Below are 26255 nucleotides of genomic sequence, written 5' to 3'. Positions count from 1 at the left end.
TCAGCCGTCGACGGGGTGGCTCGCCTGGAAGGCCAGCCTCCCGTCGGCGTCCGCCGCGATCCGGTCGAGCATGTCGTCCAGCGCCAGGAAGACCTCCCACGACGGCTGTCCACTCACGACGGTCAACCGGTCGACCAGCAGCTGTTCGAGATCGGTGACCCGCTTCGCCTTCCAGACCTTGTCCGCGACGCTCACGAGCAGATCTTCGACGCCGACGTCCTCGCTCCAAGCGGCGTGTGTCCTCGCGAACCGAGCCCGGTGCACGTCGATTCCCCGGGAGACAAGGAGTTCGTAGCCGGCCTGCTCGTGCGCGGAACCGGGGCCGGACAGCTCTTCGCGGTGGATCGTCTTGCCGATGTCGTGGACGGCCGCGCCGAACAGGGTCGCTTCGCGATCGAAGGCCATGTCCGGGTGCTGCTTCTCCAGCCAGTCGGCCAGCGAGCAGGCCACGTCGTGGACCGCGCGCAGGTGCGCGGCCAGGCGCGGGGGAGCGGACAGTTCCTCCAGTAGCTCGCTCACCTCGCTCGGCAGCGGGCGCAGCGGCGGCTCGCCGGTGCCGGCCAGGGCCCGGCGCAGGGATGACGAGGGCATGGCGTCCAGAATGACAGAAACCCCCCGCTCATTCCCCGTGGTAGTGCAGGCCGGCGCGTTTGAGGACGACCCAGCGCTCACCGGGCCGGTCCGCGACGACCGGATACCACCGCGGAGCGACCGCGGCGGTCAGTTCGTCACCCCGGTCGATGAGCGCCGCCACCGCGGATTCCCCCACCACGATGAGTGCGGACCAGTCGACGTGCGCCAGCAGGTTGTCCTCGGTGACCCCGAACCGGTCCTCCAGGAGGGTGACCAGATCGTGCCCGGTGTCCGGGCCGGAGTGGACTTCTTCGACGTCGGGTACTTCCTCGTCGTCGGATTCGAATTCGTCGTCTTCGTCCTCATCTTCTTCGTCGTCTTCGCGTTCTTCGGCCCACACGCGGTGGTCGAGCCGCGAGATGCTGTTGCTCAGGTCGAAGGCCTGCTCGTCGGTCATGAACAGGGTCACGGTGTGGCCGTCGGTCAACGTGAACGTCAGTTCCGCCTCCGGCGTGCCGCTGGTGCCGGGCTCCGCTTCGACCATGCCCGCCACGGTCCCGGCCAGCGCCGAAGCCGCGGGGCTCGTGCCCCAGTCCAGCGACGGCAGGTTCGCGGCCATCTCCAGGACGCAGGTCGCGGCGGTCCAGAACGCCTCCTTGTCCCGGAAATCCTTGCGGCTGCTGGTCAAGGTCCGGCCGCTGCCCAGTGGCTCGGTGCGGGCGTCCACCTGGCCCCGTCCGGTCCCGTTCTCCCAGATCGCGGTGACCGTGACCCGGTTGACCAGCCGTTTGCGGTAGTTCTCGATATGGCCTTCCCTGGCGAGTTCCCAGCCGTTCACCGTCTCGGGCCAAGCGTCGTCCACTGCGGTTTTCCTTTCCGGTGCCGTGATTCCCGGCCTCGGACGTGACAGGTCCGGTGATCGTTCCGCTTCGCTTGACAATCGCCGCGCGGACCGGTCTACTGGAGTCATCGAACAAACGTTCGAAGTGCCGCCTTCCCCGTGGCACGCCAGTTCCGTCCACAAAGGACGGTCTAGGTGTCGTGGGGAGGCGAGGTCCGTTGACAGCGGAGGTGGTAGAGGCACGGGCCTTGCCGTTGGCGAGGCTGGCGGCTTTGCCAGGAGTGAGCACGGCCAGTGGTGTGGCTTCCGCGGCCGAACACGCGAGGACGACGGGAAGGGTGCTCCCGGTGTCCCCGGCGTTGTCCGGTCTGCTGCCCGCCGCGGGGCTCCGGCGCGGGAGCACCGTTTCGGTGCTGGGGTCCACGTCACTGATGCTCACCCTGCTGGCCGCCGCGACCGCCGGCGGTGCGTGGGCGGTCGCGGTCGGCCTGCCCGCGCTCGGGGTGGTCGCCGCCGCGGAACTCGGGGTCGAGGTGGGCAGGCTCGCGCTGGTCCCCCGTCCTGGCGCCGAGTTCCCGGCGGTGACCGCGGCGCTGCTCGACGGCTTCGATCTCGTGGTCGTCGGTCCGGGGCTCGCCCGGCCCGACGTGGCGAGACGGCTGTCCGCGCGCGCTCGCAACCGTGGTTCGGTCCTGCTGTCGCTGGGTTCCTGGCCCGGCGCGGAGGTCGAGCTGAGCTGTCGTCGCTCGCGCTGGACGGGCTTCACCGGCGACGGCGCGGGCTACCTGCGCGCTCGTGAGGTGGAGGTCCAGGCGGGTGGCCGGGGTGCGGCCGCCCGGTCGCTGTCGGCGTTGCTGCGGTTCCCCGGTGAGGGCGGGGTCGAGCGGGCGGACTTCCCCGAGGTGACCTCGACGAGGTGGGGGACGGCGTGAACCTGCCTGTACGCATGCTGGTGCTGTGGTGCCCGGACTGGCCCGCGGTCGCCGCCGCGGCCGTCGCGGGCGAGCCCGTCGGCCGTCCGGCCGCGGTCTTCTCGGCGAACCGCGTGGTCGCCTGCACCGCGGTGGCCAGAGGATACGGCGTCCGCCGCGGGATGCGGCGGCGCGAAGCCCAGTCCTGCTGCCCGGAGCTGGCGGTCTTCGGCGAGGACGACGGCCGTGACGCGCGGCTCTTCGAGTCCGTCGCGCGGGCGGTGGAGGAGCTGGCCGTCGGGGTCGAGGTGGTGCGCCCGGGGATCGTCGCCGTCCCGGTCGAGGGCGCGGCCGGGTACTTCGGCGGTGAGCACGGCCTCCTCGAAAGGCTGGTGGACGAGGTTTCCGTGGCGGCGGGAGTGGAATGTCAGGTCGGCGTCGCCGACGGCTTGTTCGCGGCGACGCTCGCCGCCCGTCGCTCGACGCTGGTCGAAGCCGAGGGGACGGCGGAATTCCTGACCCCGCTGCCCATCCGCGAACTCGATCAGCCCGAAGCAGGCCGGACCGAGCTGGTCACCTTGCTCAAGCAGCTCGGCCTTCGCACGTTGGGCGCCTTCGCGGCGCTCGACGAAAGCGACGTCTCCGCGCGCTTCGGAATGGAGGGCGTGCTCGCGCACCGGCTGGCACGAGGGCGGTCCGAACGTCCGCCGTCGCGCCGTCGTCCGCCACCGGAACTCTCGCTCGCGAAGGCGTTCGACCCGCCGATCGACAGGGTCGACGCCGCCGCGTTCGTGGCGAAAGGGCTCGGCGAACGCTTCCATGCGGGGCTCGCCGCATATGGGCTGGCCTGCACCCGCCTCGGCATCTACGCCACCACCGAGACCGGCGAACAACTCGGCCGGGTGTGGCGCTGCGCCGAACCGCTGACCCCGCTCGGTGTCGCGGACAGGGTGCGCTGGCAGTTCGAAGGCTGGCTGAAGGTCCGGGACACCTCGGCACGGCCCCGATCCGGCGTCGTCCGGCTGCGGCTGGAGCCGGAGGAGACCGTCGAAGGGCGGTCGCTGCAACTCGGGTTGTGGCAGGCGGGCGCGGCAGGCGTGCTGCGTCCGTCCACAGAGGACGAAGGCCTGGCCGGTGAGCGCGCGGGCCGCGCCCTGGTACGGGTACAGGGGCTGCTCGGCCCGGAGAGCGTCTTCACCGCGGTGCTCGACGGCGGCCGCGGCCCCGGCGAGCGGGTCCGGCTGGTGCCGTGGGGCGACAGGCGGGAGAAGTCGGCGCAGGCGGACGCGAACTGGGCAGGGAGGCTCCCGTCGCCCTCCCCGGCGACGGTGTTCGCCCGGCCGGTGCCCGCCCAGGTGCTGGACGAGAACGGGCGCGTCGTGGAGATCACCGCGCGGCGCCGGGTCACCGCCGCGCCGTTCCTCGTGAGCTTCGAGGGCGGTGAACCGCGCGAGGTCCTCGCCTGGGCCGGGCCGTGGCTGGTCGGCGTCCGGGCCGGAGCCGGTCACGCGCGGTCGGGGACCCGGATCCGGGTGCAGGTGCTGCTGGCCGGCGGGCACGACGTCGAGGAGGCGGTGCTGCTCCGCTTCGAGCACCACAAGAATCCGATGTGGACACTGGAAGGGAAGTACGACTGAACATGGACGAGGAGTACACGCGGCTGGTGCGGCGCTGGCTTGAAGAACCGGCCATCCCGGTGCAGCGCGCGGAGTTGGACACGGCTTGGGCGGCGTGCGTCCCGCGAGCCGAAGTGTTCGTCCCCGCGCCGAGACGTTCGACCGAGAACCGGTGACCGATGGGCTGGAACAACCCTCCGCGGCCGTGGAAGGACCTCGCCCGCGAGCTCGCGGGCGAGGTCCAGCCCGGCGACGGCGGTGACAGCCCCGCGTGGAGCGCCAAGCGGGAGGGCTACCAGCGTCCCCCGGACCTGACGGGGCAGATCGGCGAAGACGACGGAGCCACCGCGCGCCGGATGCCGTACGCCGAACTGCACTGCCATTCGAACTTCAGCTTCCTCGACGGGGCGAGCCATCCCGAGGAACTGGTGGAGGAGGCCGCGCGGCTGGGCCTGGACGCGATCGCGCTCACCGACCACGACGGCATGTACGGCGTGGTCCGCTTCGCCGAAGCGGCGAGGGAACTGGGCGTGCACACCGTTTTCGGCACGGAGCTCAGCTTCGGCCTGTCCGGACCGCAGAACGGGTTCGCCGATCCCGAGGGTGAGCACCTCCTTCTGCTGGCCAAGCAGAAGGACGGCTACCTGAGCCTGAACCGCGCGATCACCGCCGGTCAGCTGTACGGCTTCGACAGGGATTCGTTGTCGCCCCGGGAAAGGGCGGAGAAGGGCAGGCCGGTCTACGACCTGCGCGCGGTCGCCGAAGAGGTCGACGGGAAGTGTGTCGTGCTCACCGGCTGCCGCAAGGGCGCGGTGCGCAAGGCACTGGTCACCGACGGTCCCGCCGCGGCCGTCGAAAGACTGAAGGAACTCATCGACTGCTTCGGCCGGGAAAACGTCTACGTCGAACTCATCGACCACAGCCTTCCCCTGGACAGCACGCACAACGACCTGCTGAGCGAGATGGCCCTGGAGTTCGGGCTCCCGACGGTGGCGACCACGGCCGCGCACTACGCCCGGCCGGAACGGGCCCCGCTCGCCGACGCGCTCAGCGCCATCCGCGCCCGGCGTGGCCTGGAGGACATGGAGGGCTGGCTGCCCGCCGCGGGAACGGCGTTCCTGCGGTCGGGGGAGGAGATGGCCGAGATCTTCAAGCGGTACCCGGGCGCGGTGCAGCGGGCGGCGCTGCTCGGCAGGGAGTGCGCGTTCGAACTCCACCACATCAAACCGAAGCTGCCGCCGTTCGGCGTGCCGAAGGGGCACGACGAAGCGTCCTACTTGCGTCACCTCACCAAGAAAGGCGCGAAGGAGCACGAGAAGAACAAGGACGATGACTACCGCGAGAAGGCCCGGAAGCTGATCGACCACGAGCTGGAGATCATCGAGGAACTGGGCTTCCCCGGCTACTTCCTGATCGTCTGGGACATCGTGCGGTTCTGCCGGGAGCACGACATCCTTTGTCAGGGCCGGGGTTCGGCCGCGAATTCGGCGGTCTGCTACGCGCTCGGCATCACCAAGGTCGACGCCGTGCGCTACGGCCTGCTCTTCGAACGGTTCCTCGCCCCGGATCGCGACGGCTACCCGGACATCGACCTCGACATCGAATCCGATCGCCGTGAGGAGGCGATCCAGTACGTCTACGGGAAATACGGGCGGCTGAACACCGCGCAGGTGGCGAACGTGATCACCTACCGGGCACGGTCCGCGGTCCGGGACGCGGCGCGGGGGCTGGGGTACTCGCCCGGCCAGCAGGACGCGTGGAGCAAACAGATCGACCGCTGGGGAGCGTTGCGGGCCACGGAAAAGGACCACGATCACGACATTCCGGAAGAGGTCGTGGAGCTCGCTTGCGCGCTCGAAGACTTCCCCCGGCACCTCGGCATCCATTCCGGCGGGATGGTGATCTGCGAACAGCCGGTGAGCGAGGTCGTGCCGATCGAATGGGCCCGGATGGAGAACCGCAGCGTCGTGCAGTGGGAGAAGGACGACTGCGCCGCCGCGGGATTGGTCAAATTCGATCTGCTCGGACTCGGGATGTTGTCGGCCCTGCACTATATGATCGATCTTGTCCGCGACCACAAAGGGGAGGCGGTCGACATCTCCGAATTGGATCTCAAGGACCAGAACGTCTATGGAATGCTCTGCCGCGCCGACGCGATCGGTGTCTTCCAGGTGGAGAGCCGCGCACAGCTGGCCACCCTGCCTCGCTTGCGCCCCAGGAAGTTCTACGATCTGGCGGTCGAGGTCGCGCTCATCCGGCCCGGTCCGATCCAGGGTGGTTCGGTGCATCCCTACATCCGGCGCAAGAACGGGCAGGAGAAATGGGATTTCGACCATCCGAAACTGGAGAACGCGCTGAAGAAGACCCTCGGCGTCCCGTTGTTCCAGGAGCAGATGATGCAGATCGCCCTCGACGTCGCCGATTTCACCCCGGCGGAGGCGGATCAGCTTCGGCACGCCATGGGGGCCAAACGTTCCGAACAGAAGATGGAACGGCTCAAACGACGCTTCCTCGAAGGCGCCGCGAAGAACGACATCGAAGGTGAGCTCGCGGAGAAGATCTTCGGCAAGCTCAAGGCTTTCGCGAATTTCGGTTTCCCGGAGAGTCACGCGCTGAGTTTCGCCCTGCTGGTGTTCGCGAGCGCGTACTTCAAGTACTACCACCCGGACGCGTTCCTGGCGGGTTTGCTGCGCGCCCAGCCGATGGGGTTCTATTCGCCGCAGTCGCTGGTCGCCGACGCGCGCCGGCACGGGGTGCGGGTGCTCGGCCCCGACATCAACGCGAGTCTCCCGCACGCGACGCTGGAACCCTTGCCGGAAGAGGGAGAGCTGCTCGCGGTGCGGGGCGGCCTGTCCACCGTGCGGATGATCGGCGAGAACCTGGCGAAGGAGATCGTCGAGGAGCGGGAACGTGGTGGCCCGTTCGCGGATCTGTCCGAGGTCGCCCGGCGCGTGCGGCTGACCAAACCGCAGGTCGAGGCGCTGGCCACGGCCGGCGCGTTCGGTTGCTTCGGCGAGAGCAGGCGAAGCGCGCTCTGGGCGGCGGGGGCGGTCGCCGACGAAAGCCTGGAGAAACTGCCGGGGCTCACCACCGGGGCCAAGGCGCCGATGCTGCCGGGGATGGACGAAATTGACATCGCGGCCGCGGACGTCTGGGCCACCGGGGTGTCGCCGGACAGCTTCCCGACCCAGTTCATCCGGGAGAACCTCGACGAACTCGGTGTCGTCACGGCGGAGCGCCTGCGCGAGGTCCCGCACGGCACGCGGGTGTTGACCGGCGGCGCGGTGACTCATCGCCAGCGGCCGGCGACCGCGGGCGGCGTCACCTTCATGAACCTCGAAGACGAGACGGGGATGATCAACATCATCTGCACGATGGGGGTGTGGCAGCGCTATCACCGGGTCGCCCGCGGTAGTCCCGCGCTGCTGGTCCGCGGCGTGGTCGAGCGCACCGGAGAGGTGGTGAACGTCCTCGCCGAACAGATCCGGCACCTGCCGCTGCGGATCACCGCCAAGTCCCGTGACTTCCACTGAACATCCTTGACGATCACCGGTGGCCTGTGCTGTAGTTCGATCAACGTCGCAGTGCACCCGGCAAAGAGACCGTCGTGGGCGCGGAGGCGTCGGACCATGGGAAATCATGGAAACCACTTCTTCATCGAACGCCCGGTTGACGGCGTTCGGAAATCAACTCGTTCAGGTTCACAACTGGCTGCGTAAAGAGCTGGCCATGCTGCACGACGACCTCGGGTCGGTCGCGGAGGGGCGTGCCGAGCGGCTGCGCGATCTCCGGGCGCATTGCCTCACCTTCTGCTCGGCGCTGACGAGGCATCACACCGGCGAGGACGGCGGCGCTTTCCTTGTGCTGGCGGACAAATTCCCCGAATTGCGACCGTCGCTCGAAGAGCTCGCGCATGACCACGGGGTGATGACCGGGATCATCGAACGGCTCGAAGAGCTGGTCGCCGGTGTCGGCCCCGGGTCGAGTCAGGACGAGATCCTTGACGTCCAACGGGAACTGGACGGGCTCACCGCGATCATGGAGACGCATTTCCGTTACGAGGAGAAGCGGATCGTCGAGGTGCTCAACTCGCTGGACATGCCGGAGTGGGAGAAGGCGAAGCCGTCTTTCCTGCTGAAGGACCATTAGGACACGATCTGTCCTATACGGGTTCTAGCGTTCTCCTCATCGCACCAGGACGACTTGAGGAGAACTCCGATGAGCAACCCGATCCCCGACGGCTACCACTCGGTCACCCCGTGGATCATCTCGCGTGACACCGCGGGCGTGATCGAGTTCCTCAAGCGCGTCTTCGACGCCGTGCCGATGGGCGAACCGGTGTACGTGGGTGGCGGGAAGATCGGGCACGCCGAGGTCCGGATCGGTGATTCGGTCGTCATGCTGTTCGACGCGCAGGACGACTGGGTCGAAACTCCGGCGTATCTGCGGCTCTACGTCGAGGACAGCGTGGAGACGCAGCGCCGGGCCGTCGAGGCGGGCGCCGAAGAGGTCACCAGGCAGACCGAACTCTTCTTCGGCGACCGCGTCGGCCGGGTCCGCGACCCGTTCGGCAACCTGTGGTGGATCCAGACCCGGCTGGTCGATCTCGACTTCCCGGAGATGGAGCGCCGGATGAACGATCCGAAGTTCATCGAGGCGATGCGGTACGTCTCCGGCGCGGAGATCATCCCGAGCCGCTGAAATCGGTAGGGTGGTGATCGCGACGCGGAGGTGAGCCGGTGGATCACCACCCACTCCGGGGTAACCCCGGGGAGAACGAAGTCAGCGAGACAAGGCGTCCCGCGCGAGAGCGGCATGCTTCGCGTGCGTGTCCGCGCGGATGACAGGAGAAAGAGTCACCTCCGCGTCGCTCATCGAGCCCATGCCGGTCTGGCGATGGCAGGTCGCCCGCTGGACGACCTTCGACGAGTGCGCCGCCGCGCTCGACCTGACGCCCGGCGAACTCTCGTGGTTCGCCGACGCGAAAGGCTGGAACCGGCGCGCGGCCGAGCCGATCCGGCACTACAGCTACCGCTGGATCCCGACCGCTTCGGGCGGGGTGCGGCTCATCGAACGGCCGAAGCCGCGGATCGCCGAACTGCAGCGCCGGATCCTGCGGCACGTCGTCGAGGCGCTGCCGGTGCACGAGGCCGCGCACGGGTTCCGGCGCGGACGTTCACCGCTGTCCTGCGCCGCGCCGCACGCCGGCCGGGAGACCGTGGTCAGGATGGACCTCGAAGGGTTCTTCCCGGCCGTGTCCGCGCGCCGGATCTCGGCGCTGCTCGCGCTCGCCGGCTATCCGCCAGCCGTGGCGGAGGCGCTGGCGGGTGTACTCACCACGGCCGTCCCACCCGATGTCCTCGCCACCGCGCCCGCGGGACGGCGGGACCCGGCCCGCACGCGGCTGCTGAACAACCTGGCGGCCACGCATCTGCCGCAGGGCGCGCCTTCCTCGCCCGCGGTCGCGAACGCGGTCACGCACCATCTGGACCGGCGGCTCGACGGTCTCGCGCGCGCACTGGGAGCGGCCTACACGCGGTACGCCGACGATCTGGCGTTCTCCGGCGATTCCCTGCCGCTGCACCGGTTGCTGCCCGGCGTCCGGCAGATCGTGACCGACGAGGGCTTCCGGCTGCGCGACGACAAGACGTCGATCGCCGCCGCGCACCAGCGGCAACGGGTCGCGGGCCTGGTGGTCAACAGCGCCCCGGCCGCGACGCGCGCCGACTACGACGCATTGCGCGCCCAGCTCCACAACTGCGTTCGAACCGGCCCGGAGGCGCAGAACCGGACCGCGCATCCGGACTTCCGCGCCCATCTGCTCGGCCGCATCGGCTGGATCGCCACGTCTTCGCAGGCGCGGGCCGCGAAGCTGCGCGCGTTGTTCGACGGGATCACCTGGGCTTGAGCGGGTATGCGATCCTGGACGGGTGATCGAGACCGCCGAAGACTATCGAGAAGCCGTCCTTTTCCAGCAATGGTGGGAAAAACGCAGTTTCGTCGGCTGTGACTTCACCGAAGCCGACCTGCGCGGGCTGCGCACCCAGGGCTGCACCTTCGACCAGTGCGACTTCACCAAGACCGACTTCGAGGGCTCACGCCACGAGGCGTCGGCGTTCCGCTCGTGCACCTTCGACCGCAGTGTGCTCGCCGGCACCCGGTGGAGCTCCTGCTCGATGCTCGGATCGTCCTTTGTGGACTGCCGGTTCCAGAAGATCGCGTTCACCGAATGTGATCTTTCACTGGTCTCGTTGAGCCGCAACCGACTGTCCAAAGTGGATCTTTCCGGGTTGCGGCTGCGTGAGGCCAACCTGACCGAGGCGGACCTCACCGGCGCCGACCTGCGCGGCGCCGACCTCGCCGGGGCCCGGCTGGCGGGCGCGAAACTCGAGGGCGCCGACCTGCGCGGCGCGCGGATCGACGCCAACGGCCTGGTGCAGGCGAACCTCTCGGGCGTCCACGTGGACACCGAGACCGCTGTGGCCTACGCCGCCGCGCACGGCCTCGTCATCCACTGACCCCCTCCGGACGCTATGAAAGGTCCTTTCCTTGCCAAATTTGCAAGGAAAGGACCTTTCATAGCGCTTCTGCGGAGCTAGTCGATCGGCGGTTCGCCCGGGTCCAGTTCGATGAGGTCACCCTCGGCGAGCAGTTCCTCGATGGACGCCGGCAGCAGATACGCCGACCCGCCACCGGGCTGGTTGAACCACGGGATCGCGACACCGGCGAGAGCTTCGAGAGGCCGCTGCACGCGGTACACGTGGTACGGCCGGTTCACCCACTCCGGCACGAGCGAGCGCTCCTCGAACGGTGTCCCGGCCGCGTAGGTCAGGTTGCCGTTCGGGCCACCGAAGCGGTCGAGCTCGCTGCCCGCGGGCAGCTCGCGCAGCTCCTTGCCGCGGAACAGCGTCAGCGGCGGCTCGCCGTTGATCGGCGAGATCGGCCAGTTCTGCTTGGCGTCCGGGGCTCCCGCGTTCGCCGCGACCGGCGGGCGGGCCGGTTCCTCGCGCCGCGGCGGCGGAGTCACCGGCGGTTCGCGCCGGGGCGGGGCGGGCGGCGGGCTCGCCAGCACCGGATTCGGCCGCACCGGGGGCGCGGGCGGGACAGGCACGGGGGCGGGCTCGTCGTCCAAGTCGTCCCCGAGCAGCTCTTCGGCCGTGGTGAACGCCGTCTGCTCCTGCGCCGGGATCGCTTCCCGCGGCGGCACCGGATGCGAACCCGTCGCGATCTCGGGGGACAGCGTCGCCAGCACGGGCCGCGCCGGAACCGGTGCCTCGACGAGCTGCTCTTCGACAGCGGGCGGCTCGTCGAAAGGTGGCTCGTCCTCGGGCTGCTCGTCCACCGGCGGAGCGCCGTTCGGGTTCAGCAGGACCTTGCCGAGCATGAACGCGGCCGCGTCCTCGGCGTCGCCGAACACCGCCGGGTTGGTCAGCTTCCCGTCGTACCAGCCGACCCGCCAGCCGCCGCCGTCGACCTGCTCGACGCTCCAGCCGTGCTCGGTGGGGCCGCCGATGCGGTAGACGTCGCCGGGTACGTCGAGGTCGTCGAACTTCGACTGCAGCTCGTTCAGCACCGGCACGGGGTGCTCGGGGGCCTCTTCGCGCCGCGGTTCGGGCTCCGGGTGGGGCACGGGGGCGGTAGCAAAGGTCCCCCGCTCCTGCGGCGGGGTGTCGACCTGCGTGATCTCGGAGTCCGAGGGCGGCGGCGCCTTCAGCACCTCCGAGTCGTGCGTGAGCAGCGGCAGCTCAGGACCGGCGTCGGCCTGCTCGACCGGCGTGTAGCCGGCTGTCGTCTCTTCCTCGGGGGGCGTGTACGGCTGGTTGTCTTCCTGCCGGGGGTACGCGTCCTGCTCGTCCTCGTGCGGCCGCTCGTAGGAGTCGAGCTGCGGAGCCCGCGCGTACGTGGTGGCCTCCGGGTCGGCGACCCGCGGCTCCGGTTCGGGCTCGGCGCGCTGTGTCGCCTCGTCCTGCCGGTCTTCGTCGGCGTAGGCGTCCTGTTCGGACCCGTGGAACTGTGCCTCGTCGTGCGCGTACGGGTCTTCGTAGCCGTCTTCGTACTGCTGCTCGGCGGCGGCTTCGTGGAAGTCCTGCGCCTGGTAGTCCTGGGTGTCGTAGTCCTCTTCGTACCGCTGGGCCTGCTCGGCCTGATCCGGGACGCCTGCTTCGGCGGCGGGTACGGCCGCTGCCGCGGCGACCGGTGCGGCTGCCGCGGCGGCCACCACGGCCGGGTCCGGGCCCTGCTGGTGCGGCGGCGGGACGGGCGGCTGGGCGACCTGGTTCGGGCCGGGACCCGCGGGACCGTGGGGTCCGGGCTGCCCGGGAGCACCCTGGTTGACGACGGCCTGCGGCGGCGGCACCGGGCCGTTCTGTACCGGCCCGTTCTGTACCGGCCCGTTCTGTACCGGGCCGTTCGGCGGCGGGCCCTGCGGAGGCGGGCCGACGGGCCCGCCGTTGGGGCTCCCCGGCCCAGCAGGTCCACCCGGGCCGTTGGGGCGCTGCTGAGGGGGCTGATTCCCCCGGGTGAGGTACCCCGCCGCGGCCTGCAGCGTCGGGGAGTCGACCTCGGGCAGCGCGAAGTCGTTCTGCCGGACGTGGTCGATCAGGTCGAGCTCCGGCGAGACGCCGTACTCGCGCAGGTAGAAGTTCACGGCGGCGGGCCAGATCCACTGCCCGTCGCTGTGGAAGGCGACCGGGACGGTGGCCTCGGGGGTCTGCGCGAGCCTGTCGATGTCGTAGCCGCGCTCGGGGACCACCAGCGGCGCGTGGTCGAGATACTCGAGCAGCCTGTCCTGCTCCTCGATCTCCAGGTCGGGCCGGTTGATCACCGGACGCCCGGCCGGGCCGATGGTGTCGAAGATGCGGGCGATGCGGAAATGCGGGCCGGGCTGCTCGGGGCCGAGGCCGGACATGCGCCGGATCAGCCATTCGGGCACGTTCTCCTCGGAGCGGGGGAACATGCGCAGTTCGTCGGAGAGCGCCTGCGGAGGCGGCGCGAGGCGCCATTGGGGCTCGTCGCGGTTGTACTCGAGGTTGTAGCTGGACGGATGGTCGAGCTGGTAGCGCGCGTTGAACCAGGTGCCGCGGCCGTCGCGATACATCCCGGCACGGAGCCTGCCGAACAGCGTCGCGATGTCATGGGTCGCGACCCACTCGTGCGCGGTGCCGTCCTCGGTGATGATCTCGCCGGTCATCTCGTGGTACCTGCCGACGGCTCGGTACTCGGCGGTCACCTTCCGCCAATCGCGCGGCGCGGCCCGCAGCAGGGCGAGGCCGATCTGTTTGACCAGGGTGTCCTGCTCGGTCGCGTTCAACTGAGTCGTCGGTTGTGCCACGGTCACATTTTGACCGTATCCGCGCTTGTGTGCACCCCGCATGTGGGTTTTGCCGCTCTTGACAATCCGGAAGACGCCCTGACCTGGTGCCGGGTCACTCACCCGGGATACTGAAGAAGTGAACCGACTTGCCCGCGAGACCCCGAAGGACGAGGACTGATGGCGGTGGCCGGACAGCGGCGTGACCGTGGGGCACTGCTCCATCACCTGCCGTTCCTGCTGGTGATGCTGGTGGTGGCCGTCGCCGCCCTGCGGATCGGCCAGTACCACTGGCGACAGGGGACCGTGCTGATCGGCGGGGCGCTGCTGCTCGCGGGACTGCTCCGGGCGGTCCTGTCCGACGCCAAGGCCGGACTGCTGGCGATCCGGGGCAAACCGGTCGACGTCCTGACCTACGGCGCGCTGTCCGTCTTGATCCTGTTCATCGCCTTCACGATCACCGGCGGCCCGCTGTCCTGAACGCGGTCAGGAGGCCATGGCGGGGGTGAGGCGCGCTTCGCGGCGGTCCAGGCCGCCGGACACCACGGCCAGCGAGAGCCCCAGCACGGCCAGCGACGCACCCACCCAGTTGGGTGCGACCAGGCCGAGGCCGCCCGCGATCACCAGGCCGCCCAGGTAGGCGCCGATGGAGTTCGCGATGTTGAACGCCGACTGCACGGCGGCGGAGACCAGCGACGGCGTGCCGCCCGCCTTCTCCATGATCCGGGCCTGCATCATCGGGCCGATCATGAACCCGGCGAGGCCGACGAAGAAGATCGTCACCGCCGCGCCGACCTTGCCGTTCGCGGTGAAGGTGAAGATCGCCAGCACCGTGGCCAGCCCGAACAGCGACACGTAGAGGCTCGGCATCAGCGCCTTGTCGGCGAGCCTGCCGCCGAGGTAGTTGCCGATCGTCATGCCGATCCCGGCCAGCGAGAGCAGCAGGGTGACGTTCGACGGCGAGTAGCCGGTGACGTCGGTCAGCATCGGCGCGATGTAGGACAGGCAGGCGAAGACGCCGCCGAGGCCGAAGGTGACGATCGCGAGTGCGAGCCACACCTGCGGGCGGCGGAACGCGCCGAGTTCGCCGCGCAGCGACGGCTCGACCGGTTTGCCCTGGTGGGGGACCATTTTCGCGATCGCGGCCATGGCGACCAGGCCGATCACGGCGACAACGCCGAAGGTCGCGCGCCAGCCGACCTTCTGGCCGAGCAGCGTCCCCAACGGTACGCCGACGACGTTGGCCAGGGTCAGTCCCATGAACATCATCGAGACGGCCTTCGCGCGTTCGCCCGGCTTGGCCAGGCTGGACGCGACGACCGCGCCGGCGCCGAAGAACGCGCCGTGCGGCAGGCCGGCGAGGAACCGGAAGGCGACGCCGAACTCCTGGTTCGGCGAGAGCGCGAAGAGGACGTTGCCGAGCGTGAACAGCCCCATCATCGCCAGCAGCATGGTCTTGCGCGGCAGCCGGACGGCGGCGGCGGTGAGCAGCGGTGCGCCGACCACGACGCCGAGGGCGTACCCGGAGATCAGGTAGCCGGCGGACGGGATCGACACGCCGAAGTCTGCGGCGGCTTCGGGCAGCACGCCCATCATGACGAATTCGGTGGTCCCGATGCCGAAGGCACCGATGGCGAGCGCGAGCAGCGCGACGGGCACGGCTCTCCTTCCGGGGTGGTGATGCTGGGTAAACGATTACTCACCCGTCGTCGCGGAAGGGGAGCTGAATCGATTTAGGTCTCGGACACAAAAGAGGACAGCGCGTGCGGCCTCGACGTCGACGAGCTGTCCGGCATTCAGTTCAACGGATCAAGGGGGCCTTTGTCATCCCGGTTTCGGGTGAGGCTGCCCACCCTCAGCGGCGGGCGGCGAGCACGCCCTGGAGCAGGCCGGGGAAGAGGTCGTCGAGATCGTTGCGGCGCAAGGAGTTGTAGCGCGCGGTGCCCTGCTGGCGGCCCATGATGACGCCCGCCTCGCGCAGTGTGCGCAGGTGATGGGTGAGTGTGGACTTGGTCACGGCGACGTTGAAACCGCTGCACGAGATCTCGGTGCCGGGTTCGGCCAGCTGGCGGACCATGTCGAGCCGCACCGGGTCCGCGAGCGCGGCGAGGACCGCCTCGATCCGGATCTCGTCCTGATCGGGGTAGACGTACTGCTGGGTCGTCGCGGCCATCCGTCCATAGTACGACGCCCCTCGAACTTTCCGCGAGTTCGTAGTACGGTCTCCATCGAACTACGACAACCATCGAACAACGACCCAAGTCGACTTTCGCGGGCTAATCGCGCTCCGGCCCCGACCTGCGTTTAGCGGGCTAATCGCGATCCGGCGGCACCTGGGCGACTGGGGCCCGGGAGCGACTTTAGCGGGCTAATCGCGATCCGGCCGCCGCCGTGGAGTTGACGCAAAAGGGGTCTGGAGCTGGGGAGTCATGACTTTCGCACCACCCAGGACCGCGGTGCTGGCGCTCGGCACCTTCGCGGTCGGCACCAGCGGGTACGTCGTCGCCGGGCTGCTGCCCGCGCTGACCGGCGAGCTCGCGGTCTCCGAGACGGCCGCCGCCCAGCTGGTCACCGCCTTCGCCATCGCGTACGCGATCGGCTCACCGCTGTTCGCCGCTGTCACGGGCCGTTGGGAGCGGCGCACGCTCCTCGTCGCCGCCCTCGTCGTCACAGCCATCGGCAACGCCCTCGCTGCCCTCGCTCCCGGCTACGTGACCCTGCTCCTCGCGCGGATCGTCACCGCGATCGGCGCGGCGGTCTTCACCCCGGCCGCGAGCGCCGTCGCCGCCGAACTCACCTCCCCGGAACGCCGGGGCCGCGCGGTCGCGCTCGTCTTCGGCGGGCTGACCGTCGCGACGATCCTCGGTGTCCCGCTCGGCAGCGTCCTCTCGCAGAGCGTCGGCTACCAGGCTGTCTTCGCGCTCGTCGCCGCCTTCTCCCTTCTCGGCGCCTTCGCGGTCCGGCTGGTCTTGCCTCCCGTCCCGGCGCCGCCACCGGTCCGCCTGGCCGAACGGTTCACCGTCGCCAAGGACCCGCGTGTGCTCGCCATGCTCGGCGCGACCGTGCTCGGCTGCCTCGCCGCGTTCTCGGTCTACACCTTCATCTCGCCGGTCCTGTCCGCCACCGCCGGCGTCCACGGCACGACGGTCAGCATCCTGCTGTTCGTCTACGGCGCGGGCGGCGCGCTCGGCAACGTCTTCGGCGGCCGCGCGGCCGACCGCTGGGGTGCCAAGGGCCCGCTGCTGGTCGTGTTCGGCGGGATCACCGTGGTGCTGGCGCTGCTGCCGCTGGTGGCGACCACCGTCGCGGGCGCGGCCGTCGTCCTGTTCCTCTGGGGCCTGGCGACCTGGTCGGTCAACCCGCCGATCCAGCACCGGCTGATCGAACTGTCCAAGCAGAACGCCGGGCTCGTCCTCTCGCTCAACGCGTCCGCGATCTATCTCGGCGTCGGGCTCTCCGGCCTGGTCGGGGGAGCGGTGCTCAGCGGCGGTGGCCCGCTCCTGCTGCCCGAGATCGCGGCGGTGTTGACCGCGCTCTGCGCGGCCGTGGTCGTGGCGGGCTGGCGGACTCGCGTGGCGCGGCCCGTTCCCGCCGAGTGACGGCTATTCGGAGCGGGTCTGGACCTCGCAGTCCGGTCCGGGGAAGACCAGTCCTTCGTGCCCGTCCGCGAACCGGACGAGATACGGCGGACCACCGTGTTCTCCGCGTACCTCGAGGATTTCGCCGCGCTGCTCGGCCGAGCCCACCGTGCGTCCGTGCACGTGGATCTCGTCTCCGACGGTCGCCTGCATGAGAACCACCTCCGACGCTTCAAGGTTAGGAGCGTCGGAGGTGATCCCGCTACAGTGTCGTCATGATCCTCGAAATCCTTGGAGGCGCGACGCCTCGCCGCCGGTGAGCCCGTCGATCCGGGTCCGCACGCCCTCGGAACTGCGTGCGGCCAGACGAAGGAAATCCCATCCCTGCTGGGGACATCTCGTCGCGGCACCGCTGTGGCCGCTGCACGGCGCGAATCTCGGTACCCTTTTGCGAACCTGCGACGCGGTGGGTGCCTGCCTTGCCGTGCCGAGGTTTCCGTGGGTGCCGGAGGCGTTGCGCCGCGGGAACACGTTGCGGCGCCCGGCTTGTGTGCACTGGGTCCACGACCCGCCGGGCTGGCTGACGCGGGAACGGGCGGCGGGCACGGCGATCGTCGGCGTCGAACTCGCCGAAGAATCCGTGCGTCTCGCCGATCTCCCGCCCGTGCGGGGCCGGACGATCGCCGTACTCGGCCATGAGCAGCAAGGCATTCCGCCGGAAGCACTAGATCTTCTCGACACCGTCGTCGAAATCCCGATGGTGGGCACCGGCGCGAGTCTCAACGTCGCCGTCGCGGGCAGTCTCGTGTTGTATAAATTGGCGGGCTTGCTGTGACCGTCGCCGATAGGCTGCCCGGATGACCGACGTACTCGACACAGTGGCCGGGAAGAGCGGCGAATTGGTACTCCGCCGGACGGGGGACGACTTCGAGGTCATCGCCAACGGCGTCTTCCTGATGGACACCCGGAACGGCGAATCCGAACGCCTGCTCGTCTCGGTGGCGGCCGACCTGGTGCCCGGTAAGGCACGGATGCTGATCGGCGGCCTCGGTGTCGGCTACTCGCTGCGTGCCGCGCTGGACCACCCCGGCGTCGGTGAGATCGTGGTCGTCGAGCGCGAACCCGCCGTGATCGGCTGGAACCGCGAGGGCCCGCTCAAGGACGTCCACGACGACGCCCTTTCCGACGAACGGGTCACCGTCGTCGAGGCCGATCTGGTGAAATGGTTACGCCGGACGGAAGAACGGTTCGACGCGCTGTGCCTCGACATCGACAACGGTCCTGAGTGGACGGTCACCGACAGCAACGCGAAGCTGTATCAGGCGGACGGGCTCGACATGCTCGCCGAGCGACTGCGTCCCGGTGGCGTGCTCGGCGTGTGGAGCGCCGAGTCGGTGCCGTCGTTCGCGAAGCGGCTGAGAGCGCGGTTCGGTGAGGTGCGGGAGCTTAAGATCCCGGTGCCGCAAGGCGAACCGGACGTGCTGTGGTTCGCGCGGAGGTAGCGGACGCCGCGCGGGTCAACGCCCGCTGGTGTCATACGGTGTGCCGCGCGCACGGGATCGAGGGCACGTTCGCTTTCCGCGTCTGGAAGTCGGACGTGACGGTGCCGGAAGTGCTGGACGGGATCGACACTTCGTCGGACTGTCCAATTTGCACACTCACGGCGGCATCGACGACGCGTCGAGCTTCCCAGGCTTGCCGATCACCGGCTACGAACGCGGCGAGGATCTCGACGCGGCCCCGCGGAACGGCTACACGGCACTGGGGCCACTTCGGGTGTGGCTGAAATGATCGCCGCATGGAGATCACGACCTGGCACCTCGAACAGACCTCGCCGGACGACCTGAGCACGGCGAAGCCGCCCGCCGTGCCGGTGACGGTCACGCGTGCCGAGCTGGTCAGCCCGGAGCTGAACCGCTACCTCTACACCGCCGTCGGCGGCGACTGGTTCTGGATCGACCGACTCGGCTGGACCTGGGCTCAGTGGATCGAGTGGCTGGACAGGCCGGGCGTCGAGACCTGGGTCGCGTACTCGCAGGGGACGCCGTGCGGCTACTTCGAACTCGACGGCAGCGAGAAGGCCGGTCTTGAGGGCACCGTGGAGCTCGCGTACTTCGGCCTGATGTCGACCTTCGTCGGCAAGGGTGTCGGCGGGCACCTGCTGACCGTCGCGCTGCGGGAGGCGTGGGCGCTCGCGGAGCGCTGGCCGGGCAAGACGCCGACGCGCCGCGTCACGGTCCACACCTGCACCACGGACGGCCCGGCCGCGCTGAAGAACTACCAGGCCCGCGGCTTCCGGCTGTTCCGCACCGAGGTCGAGCAGGCCGAACTGCCCGCCGAGACGCCGGGACCGTGGCCGGGAGCGGCGAAGGGGTAGCTACTTCGCCGCGGCCTTCGCCGCCTTCTTGAACGCACGCACCTCACCGAGGGTCTTCGTGTCCACGACGTCGGCGATCGAACGCCGGGAGCCGCGGTCGCCGTAGGAGCCGGTGGCCGCGCGCCAGCCCTTGGGGTGCACGCCGAGCTGCTTGCCGAGCAGCGCGAGGAAGATCGCGGCCTTCTGGTCGCCGAAACCGGGCAGCGCCTTCAGTCGCTTGAGGACTTCGGGGCCGTCCGGTTTGGGGCGCCCGGCGGTCCAGATCCCGGCCGCATCACCGTCGTAGACCTCGACGACGTGCTGGGCGAGGTCCTTCACCCGCCGGGCCATCGAGCCGCCGTAGCGGTGGATCGCGGGTGGGACCACGCAAAGCTCGACGAAGGTCTCGGTGTCCATCGCGTGGATCTTCCCGATGTCGAAACCGTCCATCCGGTCCGCGATCTTCTGCGGGCCGCGGAACGCGTGTTCCATCGGGAACTGCTGGTCGAGGAGCATCCCGACGAGCAGGGCGAACGGGTCCTCGGTCAGCAACCGGTCCGCTTCCTCGTCCCCGACCAGGTGCAATGCGCGCGTCATGCGCCCAGGATCTCACGACCGGGCCGCCGCGCGCGTCCTCATCCGTGTGGGTCGACGAGCAGGTCCGCGGCCGCGGTGGTGACGGCGGCCGACACCGCGGCCAGCGCGGGGGAGTCGAGTTTCCACTGCTGCCAGAACAGCGGTACGTCGATCGGGTGGTCCGGGTCGAGGCAGGCGAACGTGCCGTCGCGCAGGCGGTCGCCGATCTGCGCCAGCGGCACCATGCCCCAGCCCATCCCGCCGGCGACGGCGTCGAAGAACCCTTCGGAGGAGGGGACGTAGTGCCGCAGCGAGCTCGCGATCGTGCCTCGCTCGCGCGCGAAGCGGTCCTGAAGGTCGTCACGGCGGCCGAAGACGACGACGGGGGCTTCGGCGAGGTCGAGGTCCGTGCCGAGCGTCGGGCTCGCCACAGCCAGGTAGCGCATTTGCCCGAGCCGGTGTACCGAACACCCCGCGACCGGATCGGGGGACGACGTCACGGCCGCCATCACCTGGCCTTCCCGCAGCAGGGTCGTGGTGTGGTCCTGATCCTCACGGTGCAGTTCGAAGCAGATCTTGTGCTCGGGCGGCACCCGCTTGAGGGCGGGCAGGAACCACGTCGCCAGCGAATCGGCGTTCACCGCGATCGGCAGCCGGACCGGTTCGTCGTCGGCGGTCAGGCCGAGTTCGGCCCGGGTGTCGGCCTCCAGCAGGGCCAGCTGGCGGCCGAAGCGCACGACCGCCTGTCCGGATTCGGTCAGGCGCACCGGTTTCGTGCGGATCAGCAGCACCCGGCCGGTGCGTTGTTCGAGCGCTTTCACGCGTTGGCTGATCGCCGACGGTGTCACGTGCAGGGCCGAGGCCGCCGCGTCGAACGTGCCTTCGTCGGCGACCGCCAGTAGCGTGCGGACGAGGTCCAGCGGCAATTCTTTCGTCACGAACGCTAATGTTACGTAAGAATCTTTAGCTGTACTGTTGACGATCCGCTTCCTAGTGTCCTTCGTATGGGAAACGTTCTGCTCAGCGCGGTCGCCGGGTTCGGCGCCACCATGGCCCTCATCGTCGCGATCGGCGCGCAGAACGCGTTCGTGCTGCGCCAGGGCATCCGCCGCGAAGCGGTCCCCGTGGTGGTCCTGATCTGCATCGTCTCGGACGTCATCCTGGTCAGCCTCGGCGTCGGCGGAGTCGGCGCGCTGGTGGGGACCTCGCCCGAAGCGCTGACCATCGTCGCGCTGGTCGGCGGCGCTTTTCTGCTGTGCTACGGCGCTCTCGCGGCCCGTCGCGCGATCAAGCCGTCGGCACTGGAAACCGGTGGCCCGGAGACCGGCGGATCGCTGCGCCGCATCGTGCTGACCACGCTGGCGATCACCTGGCTGAACCCCCACGTCTACCTCGACACGCTGCTCCTGCTGGGCGCGATCGCCGCGGGGCACGGCAGCGGCCGGTGGGCGTTCGGCGTCGGAGCGGTGTCCGCCAGCGTGCTCTGGTTCCTCGCGCTCGGCTTCGGCGCGAGGCTGCTCAGCGGGTTCTTCCGCAAGCCGTCGTCTTGGCGGGTGCTGGACGGCCTGGTCGCCGCGATGATGATCGGCCTCGGCGTGACACTGGTCGCGAGCGCCTGATCACGACAGGCGAGCCAACTCCTCGGCGGTGAGCACGAGGTCGGCGGCGGCCGCCGAATCGCGGATCGTCGCGGGCCTCGTCGAACCGGGGATCGCGATCATCGACGGCGACTTCGCGAGCAGCCAAGCCAGGCACACCCGCTGCGGGCTGACGCCGTGTTCTTCGGCCACGGCCAGGAATTCCCCGCCGATCCCGCGGAGCGGCCCCCACGGCAGGTAGGTGAGCCCGAGTTCCGTGCACAGCGCCAGTTCCGGCTCGTGCGCCAGATGCGCCGGCGAGTGCTCGTTCTGCACGGAGACCAGCTTTTCGCCCAGGATTTCGTGTGCTTCGAGAATCTGCGCACTGGACACATTGGACACTCCGCCGAGCCGGATCTTGCCTTCGTCGGCCAGTTCCTTGACCGCGCCGACGGACTCCGCCCACGGCACGTTCTCATCGGGCTTGTGCAGCTGGTAGAGCCCGATCGCGTCGACGCCGAGCCGTTTCAGCGAGCCTTCACAGGCGTTCTTGAGGTGCGCGGGTGTCCCGGTGACGGTCCACGAGCCGTCACCGGGCCTGCCGCGACCGCCCTTGGTCGCGACGAGCACCGCGTCCGAGTCGCCGCCGTAGCCGGCCAGCGCCTCGGCGATCAGCACCTCGTTGTGGCCGGTTTCGCCCGCGTGCCAGTGATAGGAATCGGCCGTGTCGATCAGCGTGACCCCGGCGTCGAGGGCGGCGTGGATCGTGGCGATCGCGCGGTCACGGTCCGGGCGGCCTTCGATCGACAACGGCATCGCGCCCAGGCCGATCGCGCTCACTTCGACGTCTCCGATACTGCGGTAGTGCACTTTGCTCAAGCCTTTCTGAGGTCTTCGATGGCTTCGCCGAGCCAATCGGTGGTGCTGGAGAAGGAGAAGCCGAGACCCGTCGCGCGCGAGGTGTCCATGACGGCGTACCGGTCGAAAGAGAACGGCGAGGCGTCCCGCTCGACGACCCGGAAGCGGGGCTCGGCGGAGATAGCGGCGGCGAGATCCAGCGCGGACAGCTCGCCGTGCGAACCGGCGTTGACCGGGCCCGTGAAATCCGCCCGTGTCGCCCAGGCCAGGAAGCCCGCGATCTCGCGTGCGTGGATGAACGTCGACGGACGCGGTTTCGCGTGGATCTCGACGGCGTCGCCCGTGTCCAGCCGTTCGACGTAATGGCGCAGCCGTCCGGTGAAATCGTCGCCGCCGAGGACGTGGGCGACCCGCACCGAAGCGAACGAAGCGTCTCCGTCCGCGAAGACCGCCTCCGCCTGGCGCTTGCCCTCGCCGTAGTGCGCTTCGAGGAAAGTCGCGTCATGCCAAGGAAGTCCGGCATCGACGGGAGACCGCGAGACCAGCGATTCGACCATCGGAGTATCCGTCCGGATCCGGTCGTAGACCTCGATCGTGGACGTCATCACGTACCGGTCCGCGCGGATCACCCGGCGCGCGATCGCCGCCTGGAGCGGGGTGTAGCAGACCTGGTCGAGCACGACGTCGAAGGAGCGGGAACCCAGCGCGGCCTTCAAACCGGCTTCGTCGTCGCGGTCGGCGATCAGGTGGGCGACGCCGGTCGGCGCCGGGGAGGAGCCGCGATTGAGCACCGTGACGTCCAGTCCGGCGTCGCGCAGCCGCTCGACCGCCCCGCGGCCGAAGTACCGGCTTCCGCCCAGAACGAGCACTTTCTTCATGCTGACCAGTGTTACGGTGGCGATCCGGGTGTTTGAAGGGGAGAACATGGGTGAATCGGCGGGATCACTGAAAGAACCTCGGTCGAATCGCGGTTCCGCTGAAAGCTCACTGGACGTGATCGACAAGCGACTCCTCGAACTCCTCCAGGAGGAAGGCCGGATGACCCTGAGCGAACTCGGGCGCCGCGTTTCGCTGAGTCCCGCCGCCGTCGGTGAACGCGTCAAACGGCTGGAAGCGGACGGCACGATCACCGGCTACGCGGCGCTCGTCTCGCCGTCCGGGATCGGCCTCGGGCTGCGGGCGTTCGTGCGGATGGCGCCGCACAGCGGGTTCACCGTCCGGCACCCCCGGACGCGGAAGATCATGGACCGCCCCGAAATCCTCGAACTGCACCACGTGGTGGGGGAGGACTGCTGGATCCTCAAGATCGCCGTCCGCGACACCACGCATCTGGAGGATCTGCTCGAAGACCTCTCTACGCTGGGATCGACGACGACCTCGATCGTGATGTCCAGTCCGATCGAACGACGAATCCTGCTGCCTCTGTGATCTGTCACAAAGAGGCGGGAGCAAGTCTGGTTCTTCTCCCGGTTCCGGTCGCCGGTTTGTGACGCATGATGACTCAAGTCACATACTGACGAGTAACCGGAGGCAGGGATGCGGGCTCGGGTCACCAACGGCGGTGCCACGAAGACCAGGAAGATCCTCACCACGCTTGTCGCGGCCTTGACGTTCACGATCGCCGTCCCGGCGGCGGCGGCGAGCGCGGCGCCGTCGAGCGGCTGGAACGACTGGTCGTGCAAGCCGAGCGCGAACCACCCCGAGCCCGTCGTGCTGGTGCACGGCCTCGGCGGCAACGCGACGACGAACTGGTTCTATCACGCGCCGAAGCTCAAGAACGCCGGCTATTGCGTCTATTCGCTGACCTACGGCGGCACCGTCCTGGGTGGACAGTTGTTCGGCGGGATGGCCTCGATGCGGAAGAGTGCCGTCGAACTCGGCGCGTTCGTGGACCGGGTGCGGTCGAGCACAGGCGCGGGGAAGGTCGACATCGTCGGGCACTCCGAGGGCACGACGATGCCCGCGTACTACCTCAAGTTCGAGGGCGGCGCGGAGAAGGTGAAGCATTTCGTCGGCTTCGGCTCGAACTTCAAGGGAACGTCGCTCAACGGCCTTTCCGGGCTGGCCAAGGCCGTGCTTTCGCTGCCTGGCCTCGACCTGCTCGCCGATGGCGTGTGCGGGGCGTGCCGCGAGTACCTCGCGCCTTCGGACTTCCTCGACGACCTCGCCCGCGGCGGCGTGAGTGTGCCGGGACCGACGTACACGAGCATCGTCAGCCGCCACGATCGAGTGGTCACGCCTTACACGAGCGGGGTGCTGAACGAGCCGGGCGCGACCGACATCGTGCTGCAGGACAAATGCGGCGCGGACGTCTCCGGGCACCTGAGCCAGGCTATCGACCCGAACGTGACGAGCCTGATCCTCAAGGCCCTCGACCCGGAAGGCGCGCCCGCGCCGAAGTGCGTGCCGTTCTTCGCGCCGCTGTAGGCCTCAGGGTTTGGTCGCGTGCACCACGAACACCGACCGGACCCTGTCCTCGGACTCGACGTCGAGGCGCTTCACGGTCACTTCGGTGAAGCCCGCTTCGGAGGCCAGTTCCGCCGCGTCGTCCTCGGTTTCCGGCAGCTTCAGGTCGGTGGGGACGATCGCGGCGAACGCCTCCGACGGCCGGAACGCCGAGGCCAGCGGCAGGCTGAAGCCCACCCGTCCGCCGGGGCGCAGCGCCCGCAGCCAGTCGCGGAGCGCGGCCGCGCCGAGGAAATGCAGCGAGGACGCGCAGAGCACGGCGTCCGCGCCTTCATCCTCCACCGGCGCCGGAACCGCCGAAGCGACCTGCCAGGTGATGACCTTGCCGGGATCGCGCGTCGCCGCCTTCGCCTCGGCCTTGGCGATCATGCCCGGCGAGATGTCGATCGCGAGCACCTCGCCCGGCTCCAGGCGCAGCGCGGCGAACGCGGCCACGCCGGTTCCGGTCGCGACGTCGAGAACGCATTCGGGAGCCGTGCGGCCGAGGCCGTCGACAAGCGCTTCGGCGACGAGGCCGTGAAAGGTGTCTTCGTCGTAGTGCGCGGCGACGCCGTCGAAGAGGCCTGCCGCGATCTCCTCGGTCACGGCGGCGACCTTGCCGGGGAGCCGGCGGCGGCCGGCGAAACCCAGGTCGAGGCGGTGATACCAGCCCAGCTCCGGATCGCCCTCGAGCCAGCACAACAGGACGTCGACGCCGTCGAGTTCGGCGGGGAAGTCGATCAGGAGCGGGGCGAACCCCTTCAGCTCCGCGCCGGTCCGCTGGACGGTGGTCATCAGATCGTCCAGCCTGGCCTGCGCGGCCTTCCACTCCGGCATCCCGCCGAGCGCGGTCTCCTGGCCGCCCGGGCGCAGGGACGCGGCGAGTTCGGCCGCGTCGGCGCGCAGCCGGACGAGCTCGTCGAGCACGGGGCGTAGCCGAGCGAGCTCGGCGCGGGCTTCAGGAACGGTGAACAATCCCATGCGCCGATGTTCCCAGCCCGCTCAGCGGCGCCGCCGGGCGAGTCTCGACGCGAGGCCCGCGCCGACCAAAAGGAAGCCCGTCCCGAGCAGTCCGCCGATGAACAGCCAGCTCGTGACGCCGTAGGTGACGTCGTTCTGCGGCAGGTACTTCATGAGCCGGAAGCCCCATTCGGGGACCGCGGCGGTGGCCACGCCGGGTGCGAGGCCCCAGACGAGGCCGCCGAGGATCGGGCCGGTCGCCGAGAGCGCGCCGAGCAGCCCGACCGCCAGCAGCAGGATCCCGCCGCCCACGAGCAGGCCGATGCTGAAGACGTCACGCTGGGTGCTCAGCGTCGCCTGGACGAGCATCTGCTGCCGCAGGCCGCCCCAGGCCAGCAGGCCGAGGGCGACCGGCGTCAGAATCAGGCCGCCTGCGCCGCTGAGGACGCGACGCGCGCCTCGGCCCGCGCGGGGGTCTTCGGAGCCCACGTCGTCGTCGAAGGGCTCGTACGGTTCGTACGACTCGACGTCCTCGTACGGCCTTCGCGGGTCTTTGGGCTGCTGTTGCTCGTATTCGCCGTACTCCTGGTAGTCCTCGTCGTCGTACTCCGCGACATACCGGTGTGATGACATGGGCGGGCCACCTCCCTGAAC

Annotated in this window: 28 protein-coding genes; 16 read left to right on the top strand and 12 right to left on the bottom strand. The window is 69.5% G+C overall.

The window, feature by feature from the left end; all coding sequences use genetic code 11:
- Positions 1-591, bottom strand: a complete 591-nt coding sequence (locus ACZ6YV_RS10455) for an HD domain-containing protein (protein ID WP_465509364.1) — start codon at positions 589-591, stop codon at positions 1-3.
- A 28-nt stretch (positions 592-619) separates the two neighbouring features.
- Complete coding sequence (locus ACZ6YV_RS10450; protein WP_465509363.1) at positions 620-1435, bottom strand: hypothetical protein; 816 nt, start codon at positions 1433-1435, stop codon at positions 620-622.
- 227 nt (positions 1436-1662) lie between these two features.
- Here ACZ6YV_RS10450 and ACZ6YV_RS10445 point away from each other — a divergent pair, with 227 nt between their 5' ends.
- The 8 genes from ACZ6YV_RS10445 to ACZ6YV_RS10410 all read left to right on the top strand — a co-directional run bounded on the left by ACZ6YV_RS10445 (position 1663) and on the right by ACZ6YV_RS10410 (position 10459).
- Positions 1663-2346, top strand: a complete 684-nt coding sequence (locus ACZ6YV_RS10445; protein ID WP_465509740.1) for a hypothetical protein — start codon at positions 1663-1665, stop codon at positions 2344-2346.
- A 14-nt stretch (positions 2347-2360) separates the two neighbouring features.
- A complete protein-coding gene (locus ACZ6YV_RS10440; protein WP_465509739.1) occupies positions 2361-3962 on the top strand; it encodes a DNA polymerase Y family protein in 1602 nt (533 codons plus the stop codon).
- 2 nt (positions 3963-3964) lie between these two features.
- Positions 3965-4117: a hypothetical protein gene (locus ACZ6YV_RS10435; RefSeq protein ID WP_005161922.1), complete on the top strand. Its 153-nt coding sequence runs from the start codon at positions 3965-3967 to the stop codon at positions 4115-4117.
- Between the two features lie 3 nt (positions 4118-4120).
- Complete coding sequence (locus ACZ6YV_RS10430) at positions 4121-7474, top strand: error-prone DNA polymerase (RefSeq protein WP_465509362.1); 3354 nt, start codon at positions 4121-4123, stop codon at positions 7472-7474.
- Positions 7475-7580: 106 nt separating this feature from the next.
- A complete protein-coding gene (locus ACZ6YV_RS10425) occupies positions 7581-8090 on the top strand; it encodes a hemerythrin domain-containing protein (RefSeq protein ID WP_465509361.1) in 510 nt (169 codons plus the stop codon).
- A gap of 69 nt (positions 8091-8159) precedes the next feature.
- Complete coding sequence (locus ACZ6YV_RS10420) at positions 8160-8642, top strand: VOC family protein (protein WP_465509360.1); 483 nt, start codon at positions 8160-8162, stop codon at positions 8640-8642.
- A 139-nt stretch (positions 8643-8781) separates the two neighbouring features.
- On the top strand, positions 8782-9849 hold the full coding sequence (locus ACZ6YV_RS10415; RefSeq protein ID WP_465509359.1) for a reverse transcriptase family protein: 1068 nt from the start codon (positions 8782-8784) through the stop codon (positions 9847-9849).
- A 22-nt stretch (positions 9850-9871) separates the two neighbouring features.
- Positions 9872-10459, top strand: coding sequence for a pentapeptide repeat-containing protein (locus ACZ6YV_RS10410; protein ID WP_465509358.1), 588 nt, complete (start codon positions 9872-9874; stop codon positions 10457-10459).
- A gap of 77 nt (positions 10460-10536) precedes the next feature.
- On the opposite strand, the gene ACZ6YV_RS10405 is transcribed toward ACZ6YV_RS10410, so the two are convergent.
- Positions 10537-13278 (bottom strand): TNT domain-containing protein, encoded by a 2742-nt coding sequence (locus ACZ6YV_RS10405; RefSeq protein WP_465509357.1) that lies wholly within the window; start codon positions 13276-13278, stop codon positions 10537-10539.
- Between the two features lie 153 nt (positions 13279-13431).
- Here ACZ6YV_RS10405 and ACZ6YV_RS10400 point away from each other — a divergent pair, with 153 nt between their 5' ends.
- Positions 13432-13731, top strand: coding sequence for a DUF3017 domain-containing protein (locus tag ACZ6YV_RS10400; protein ID WP_465509356.1), 300 nt, complete (start codon positions 13432-13434; stop codon positions 13729-13731).
- A gap of 6 nt (positions 13732-13737) precedes the next feature.
- Here ACZ6YV_RS10400 and ACZ6YV_RS10395 read toward each other — a convergent pair whose 3' ends face one another.
- Complete coding sequence (locus ACZ6YV_RS10395) at positions 13738-14910, bottom strand: MFS transporter (RefSeq protein WP_465509355.1); 1173 nt, start codon at positions 14908-14910, stop codon at positions 13738-13740.
- A 196-nt stretch (positions 14911-15106) separates the two neighbouring features.
- The gene (locus tag ACZ6YV_RS10390) at positions 15107-15424 is read right to left on the bottom strand and encodes an ArsR/SmtB family transcription factor (RefSeq protein WP_465509354.1); all 318 of its coding nucleotides are present in this window, start codon (positions 15422-15424) and stop codon (positions 15107-15109) included.
- Between the two features lie 256 nt (positions 15425-15680).
- Here ACZ6YV_RS10390 and ACZ6YV_RS10385 point away from each other — a divergent pair, with 256 nt between their 5' ends.
- Positions 15681-16850: an MFS transporter gene (locus ACZ6YV_RS10385; protein WP_465509353.1), complete on the top strand. Its 1170-nt coding sequence runs from the start codon at positions 15681-15683 to the stop codon at positions 16848-16850.
- A 3-nt stretch (positions 16851-16853) separates the two neighbouring features.
- Here ACZ6YV_RS10385 and ACZ6YV_RS10380 read toward each other — a convergent pair whose 3' ends face one another.
- The gene (locus tag ACZ6YV_RS10380; RefSeq protein ID WP_465509352.1) at positions 16854-17042 is read right to left on the bottom strand and encodes a DUF1918 domain-containing protein; all 189 of its coding nucleotides are present in this window, start codon (positions 17040-17042) and stop codon (positions 16854-16856) included.
- Here ACZ6YV_RS10380 and ACZ6YV_RS10375 point away from each other — a divergent pair.
- The 3 genes from ACZ6YV_RS10375 (at position 17041) to ACZ6YV_RS10365 (ending at position 19206) form a co-directional block, all read left to right on the top strand.
- A complete protein-coding gene (locus ACZ6YV_RS10375; RefSeq protein WP_465509351.1) occupies positions 17041-17664 on the top strand; it encodes a TrmH family RNA methyltransferase in 624 nt (207 codons plus the stop codon). The genes ACZ6YV_RS10380 and ACZ6YV_RS10375 overlap by 2 nt on opposite strands.
- A 22-nt stretch (positions 17665-17686) precedes the next feature.
- Positions 17687-18331, top strand: a complete 645-nt coding sequence (locus ACZ6YV_RS10370) for a spermine/spermidine synthase domain-containing protein (protein WP_465509350.1) — start codon at positions 17687-17689, stop codon at positions 18329-18331.
- 296 nt (positions 18332-18627) lie between these two features.
- A complete protein-coding gene (locus ACZ6YV_RS10365) occupies positions 18628-19206 on the top strand; it encodes a GNAT family N-acetyltransferase (protein WP_465509349.1) in 579 nt (192 codons plus the stop codon).
- Here the strand turns inward: ACZ6YV_RS10365 and ACZ6YV_RS10360 are convergent, their stop codons facing one another.
- Together ACZ6YV_RS10360 and ACZ6YV_RS10355 are read right to left on the bottom strand one after the other, a co-directional pair.
- Positions 19207-19782: an HhH-GPD-type base excision DNA repair protein gene (locus tag ACZ6YV_RS10360; protein ID WP_465509348.1), complete on the bottom strand. Its 576-nt coding sequence runs from the start codon at positions 19780-19782 to the stop codon at positions 19207-19209.
- Between the two features lie 38 nt (positions 19783-19820).
- On the bottom strand, positions 19821-20699 hold the full coding sequence (locus tag ACZ6YV_RS10355; RefSeq protein ID WP_465509347.1) for a LysR family transcriptional regulator ArgP: 879 nt from the start codon (positions 20697-20699) through the stop codon (positions 19821-19823).
- Between the two features lie 66 nt (positions 20700-20765).
- On the opposite strand from ACZ6YV_RS10355, the gene ACZ6YV_RS10350 reads away from it, so the two are divergent.
- The gene (locus ACZ6YV_RS10350; RefSeq protein WP_465509346.1) at positions 20766-21380 is read left to right on the top strand and encodes a LysE/ArgO family amino acid transporter; all 615 of its coding nucleotides are present in this window, start codon (positions 20766-20768) and stop codon (positions 21378-21380) included.
- Here ACZ6YV_RS10350 and ACZ6YV_RS10345 read toward each other — a convergent pair whose 3' ends face one another.
- Together ACZ6YV_RS10345 and ACZ6YV_RS10340 are read right to left on the bottom strand one after the other, a co-directional pair.
- Positions 21381-22178, bottom strand: a complete 798-nt coding sequence (locus tag ACZ6YV_RS10345) for an aldo/keto reductase (RefSeq protein ID WP_465509345.1) — start codon at positions 22176-22178, stop codon at positions 21381-21383. It abuts the gene before it with no gap.
- Positions 22179-22213: 35 nt separating this feature from the next.
- On the bottom strand, positions 22214-23074 hold the full coding sequence (locus tag ACZ6YV_RS10340; protein WP_465509344.1) for an NAD-dependent epimerase/dehydratase family protein: 861 nt from the start codon (positions 23072-23074) through the stop codon (positions 22214-22216).
- Positions 23075-23189: 115 nt separating this feature from the next.
- Here ACZ6YV_RS10340 and ACZ6YV_RS10335 point away from each other — a divergent pair, with 115 nt between their 5' ends.
- Complete coding sequence (locus ACZ6YV_RS10335) at positions 23190-23624, top strand: Lrp/AsnC family transcriptional regulator (RefSeq protein WP_465509343.1); 435 nt, start codon at positions 23190-23192, stop codon at positions 23622-23624.
- A 108-nt stretch (positions 23625-23732) separates the two neighbouring features.
- Positions 23733-24623 (top strand): alpha/beta fold hydrolase, encoded by an 891-nt coding sequence (locus tag ACZ6YV_RS10330; RefSeq protein ID WP_465509342.1) that lies wholly within the window; start codon positions 23733-23735, stop codon positions 24621-24623.
- A gap of 3 nt (positions 24624-24626) precedes the next feature.
- Here the strand turns inward: ACZ6YV_RS10330 and ACZ6YV_RS10325 are convergent, their stop codons facing one another.
- Both ACZ6YV_RS10325 and ACZ6YV_RS10320 read right to left on the bottom strand, forming a co-directional pair.
- Entirely contained in the window at positions 24627-25622 is a 996-nt protein-coding gene (locus ACZ6YV_RS10325) for a DUF2203 family protein (RefSeq protein WP_465509341.1), read from the bottom strand.
- Positions 25623-25643: 21 nt separating this feature from the next.
- Entirely contained in the window at positions 25644-26234 is a 591-nt protein-coding gene (locus tag ACZ6YV_RS10320) for a hypothetical protein (protein ID WP_465509340.1), read from the bottom strand.
- Between the last annotated feature and the right edge of the window lie 21 nt (positions 26235-26255).

It is taken from the genome of Amycolatopsis sp. NPDC102522 (genome assembly GCF_055584485.1).
This window is presented reverse-complemented; position numbering and strand designations above follow the sequence as displayed.

Excerpts from the sequence above, each read along its gene's own strand:
- ACZ6YV_RS10385 (WP_465509353.1), top strand. The coding sequence starts at position 15,681 with ATGACTTTCGCACCACCCAGGACCGCGGTGCTGGCGCTCGGCACCTTC.
- ACZ6YV_RS10400 (WP_465509356.1), top strand. The coding sequence starts at position 13,432 with ATGGCGGTGGCCGGACAGCGGCGTGACCGTGGGGCACTGCTCCATCAC.
- ACZ6YV_RS10350 (WP_465509346.1), top strand. The coding sequence starts at position 20,766 with ATGGGAAACGTTCTGCTCAGCGCGGTCGCCGGGTTCGGCGCCACCATG.
- ACZ6YV_RS10380 (WP_465509352.1), bottom strand. The coding sequence starts at position 17,042 with ATGCAGGCGACCGTCGGAGACGAGATCCACGTGCACGGACGCACGGTG.
- ACZ6YV_RS10455 (WP_465509364.1), bottom strand. The coding sequence starts at position 591 with ATGCCCTCGTCATCCCTGCGCCGGGCCCTGGCCGGCACCGGCGAGCCG.
- ACZ6YV_RS10430 (WP_465509362.1), top strand. The coding sequence starts at position 4,121 with ATGGGCTGGAACAACCCTCCGCGGCCGTGGAAGGACCTCGCCCGCGAG.
- ACZ6YV_RS10360 (WP_465509348.1), bottom strand. The coding sequence starts at position 19,782 with ATGACGCGCGCATTGCACCTGGTCGGGGACGAGGAAGCGGACCGGTTG.
- ACZ6YV_RS10440 (WP_465509739.1), top strand. The coding sequence starts at position 2,361 with ATGCTGGTGCTGTGGTGCCCGGACTGGCCCGCGGTCGCCGCCGCGGCC.
- ACZ6YV_RS10420 (WP_465509360.1), top strand. The coding sequence starts at position 8,160 with ATGAGCAACCCGATCCCCGACGGCTACCACTCGGTCACCCCGTGGATC.
- ACZ6YV_RS10435 (WP_005161922.1), top strand. The coding sequence starts at position 3,965 with ATGGACGAGGAGTACACGCGGCTGGTGCGGCGCTGGCTTGAAGAACCG.
- ACZ6YV_RS10370 (WP_465509350.1), top strand. The coding sequence starts at position 17,687 with ATGACCGACGTACTCGACACAGTGGCCGGGAAGAGCGGCGAATTGGTA.
- ACZ6YV_RS10375 (WP_465509351.1), top strand. The coding sequence starts at position 17,041 with ATGAGAACCACCTCCGACGCTTCAAGGTTAGGAGCGTCGGAGGTGATC.
- ACZ6YV_RS10390 (WP_465509354.1), bottom strand. The coding sequence starts at position 15,424 with ATGGCCGCGACGACCCAGCAGTACGTCTACCCCGATCAGGACGAGATC.
- ACZ6YV_RS10415 (WP_465509359.1), top strand. The coding sequence starts at position 8,782 with ATGACAGGAGAAAGAGTCACCTCCGCGTCGCTCATCGAGCCCATGCCG.
- ACZ6YV_RS10330 (WP_465509342.1), top strand. The coding sequence starts at position 23,733 with ATGCGGGCTCGGGTCACCAACGGCGGTGCCACGAAGACCAGGAAGATC.
- ACZ6YV_RS10325 (WP_465509341.1), bottom strand. The coding sequence starts at position 25,622 with ATGGGATTGTTCACCGTTCCTGAAGCCCGCGCCGAGCTCGCTCGGCTA.
- ACZ6YV_RS10320 (WP_465509340.1), bottom strand. The coding sequence starts at position 26,234 with ATGTCATCACACCGGTATGTCGCGGAGTACGACGACGAGGACTACCAG.
- ACZ6YV_RS10340 (WP_465509344.1), bottom strand. The coding sequence starts at position 23,074 with ATGAAGAAAGTGCTCGTTCTGGGCGGAAGCCGGTACTTCGGCCGCGGG.
- ACZ6YV_RS10425 (WP_465509361.1), top strand. The coding sequence starts at position 7,581 with ATGGAAACCACTTCTTCATCGAACGCCCGGTTGACGGCGTTCGGAAAT.
- ACZ6YV_RS10365 (WP_465509349.1), top strand. The coding sequence starts at position 18,628 with ATGGAGATCACGACCTGGCACCTCGAACAGACCTCGCCGGACGACCTG.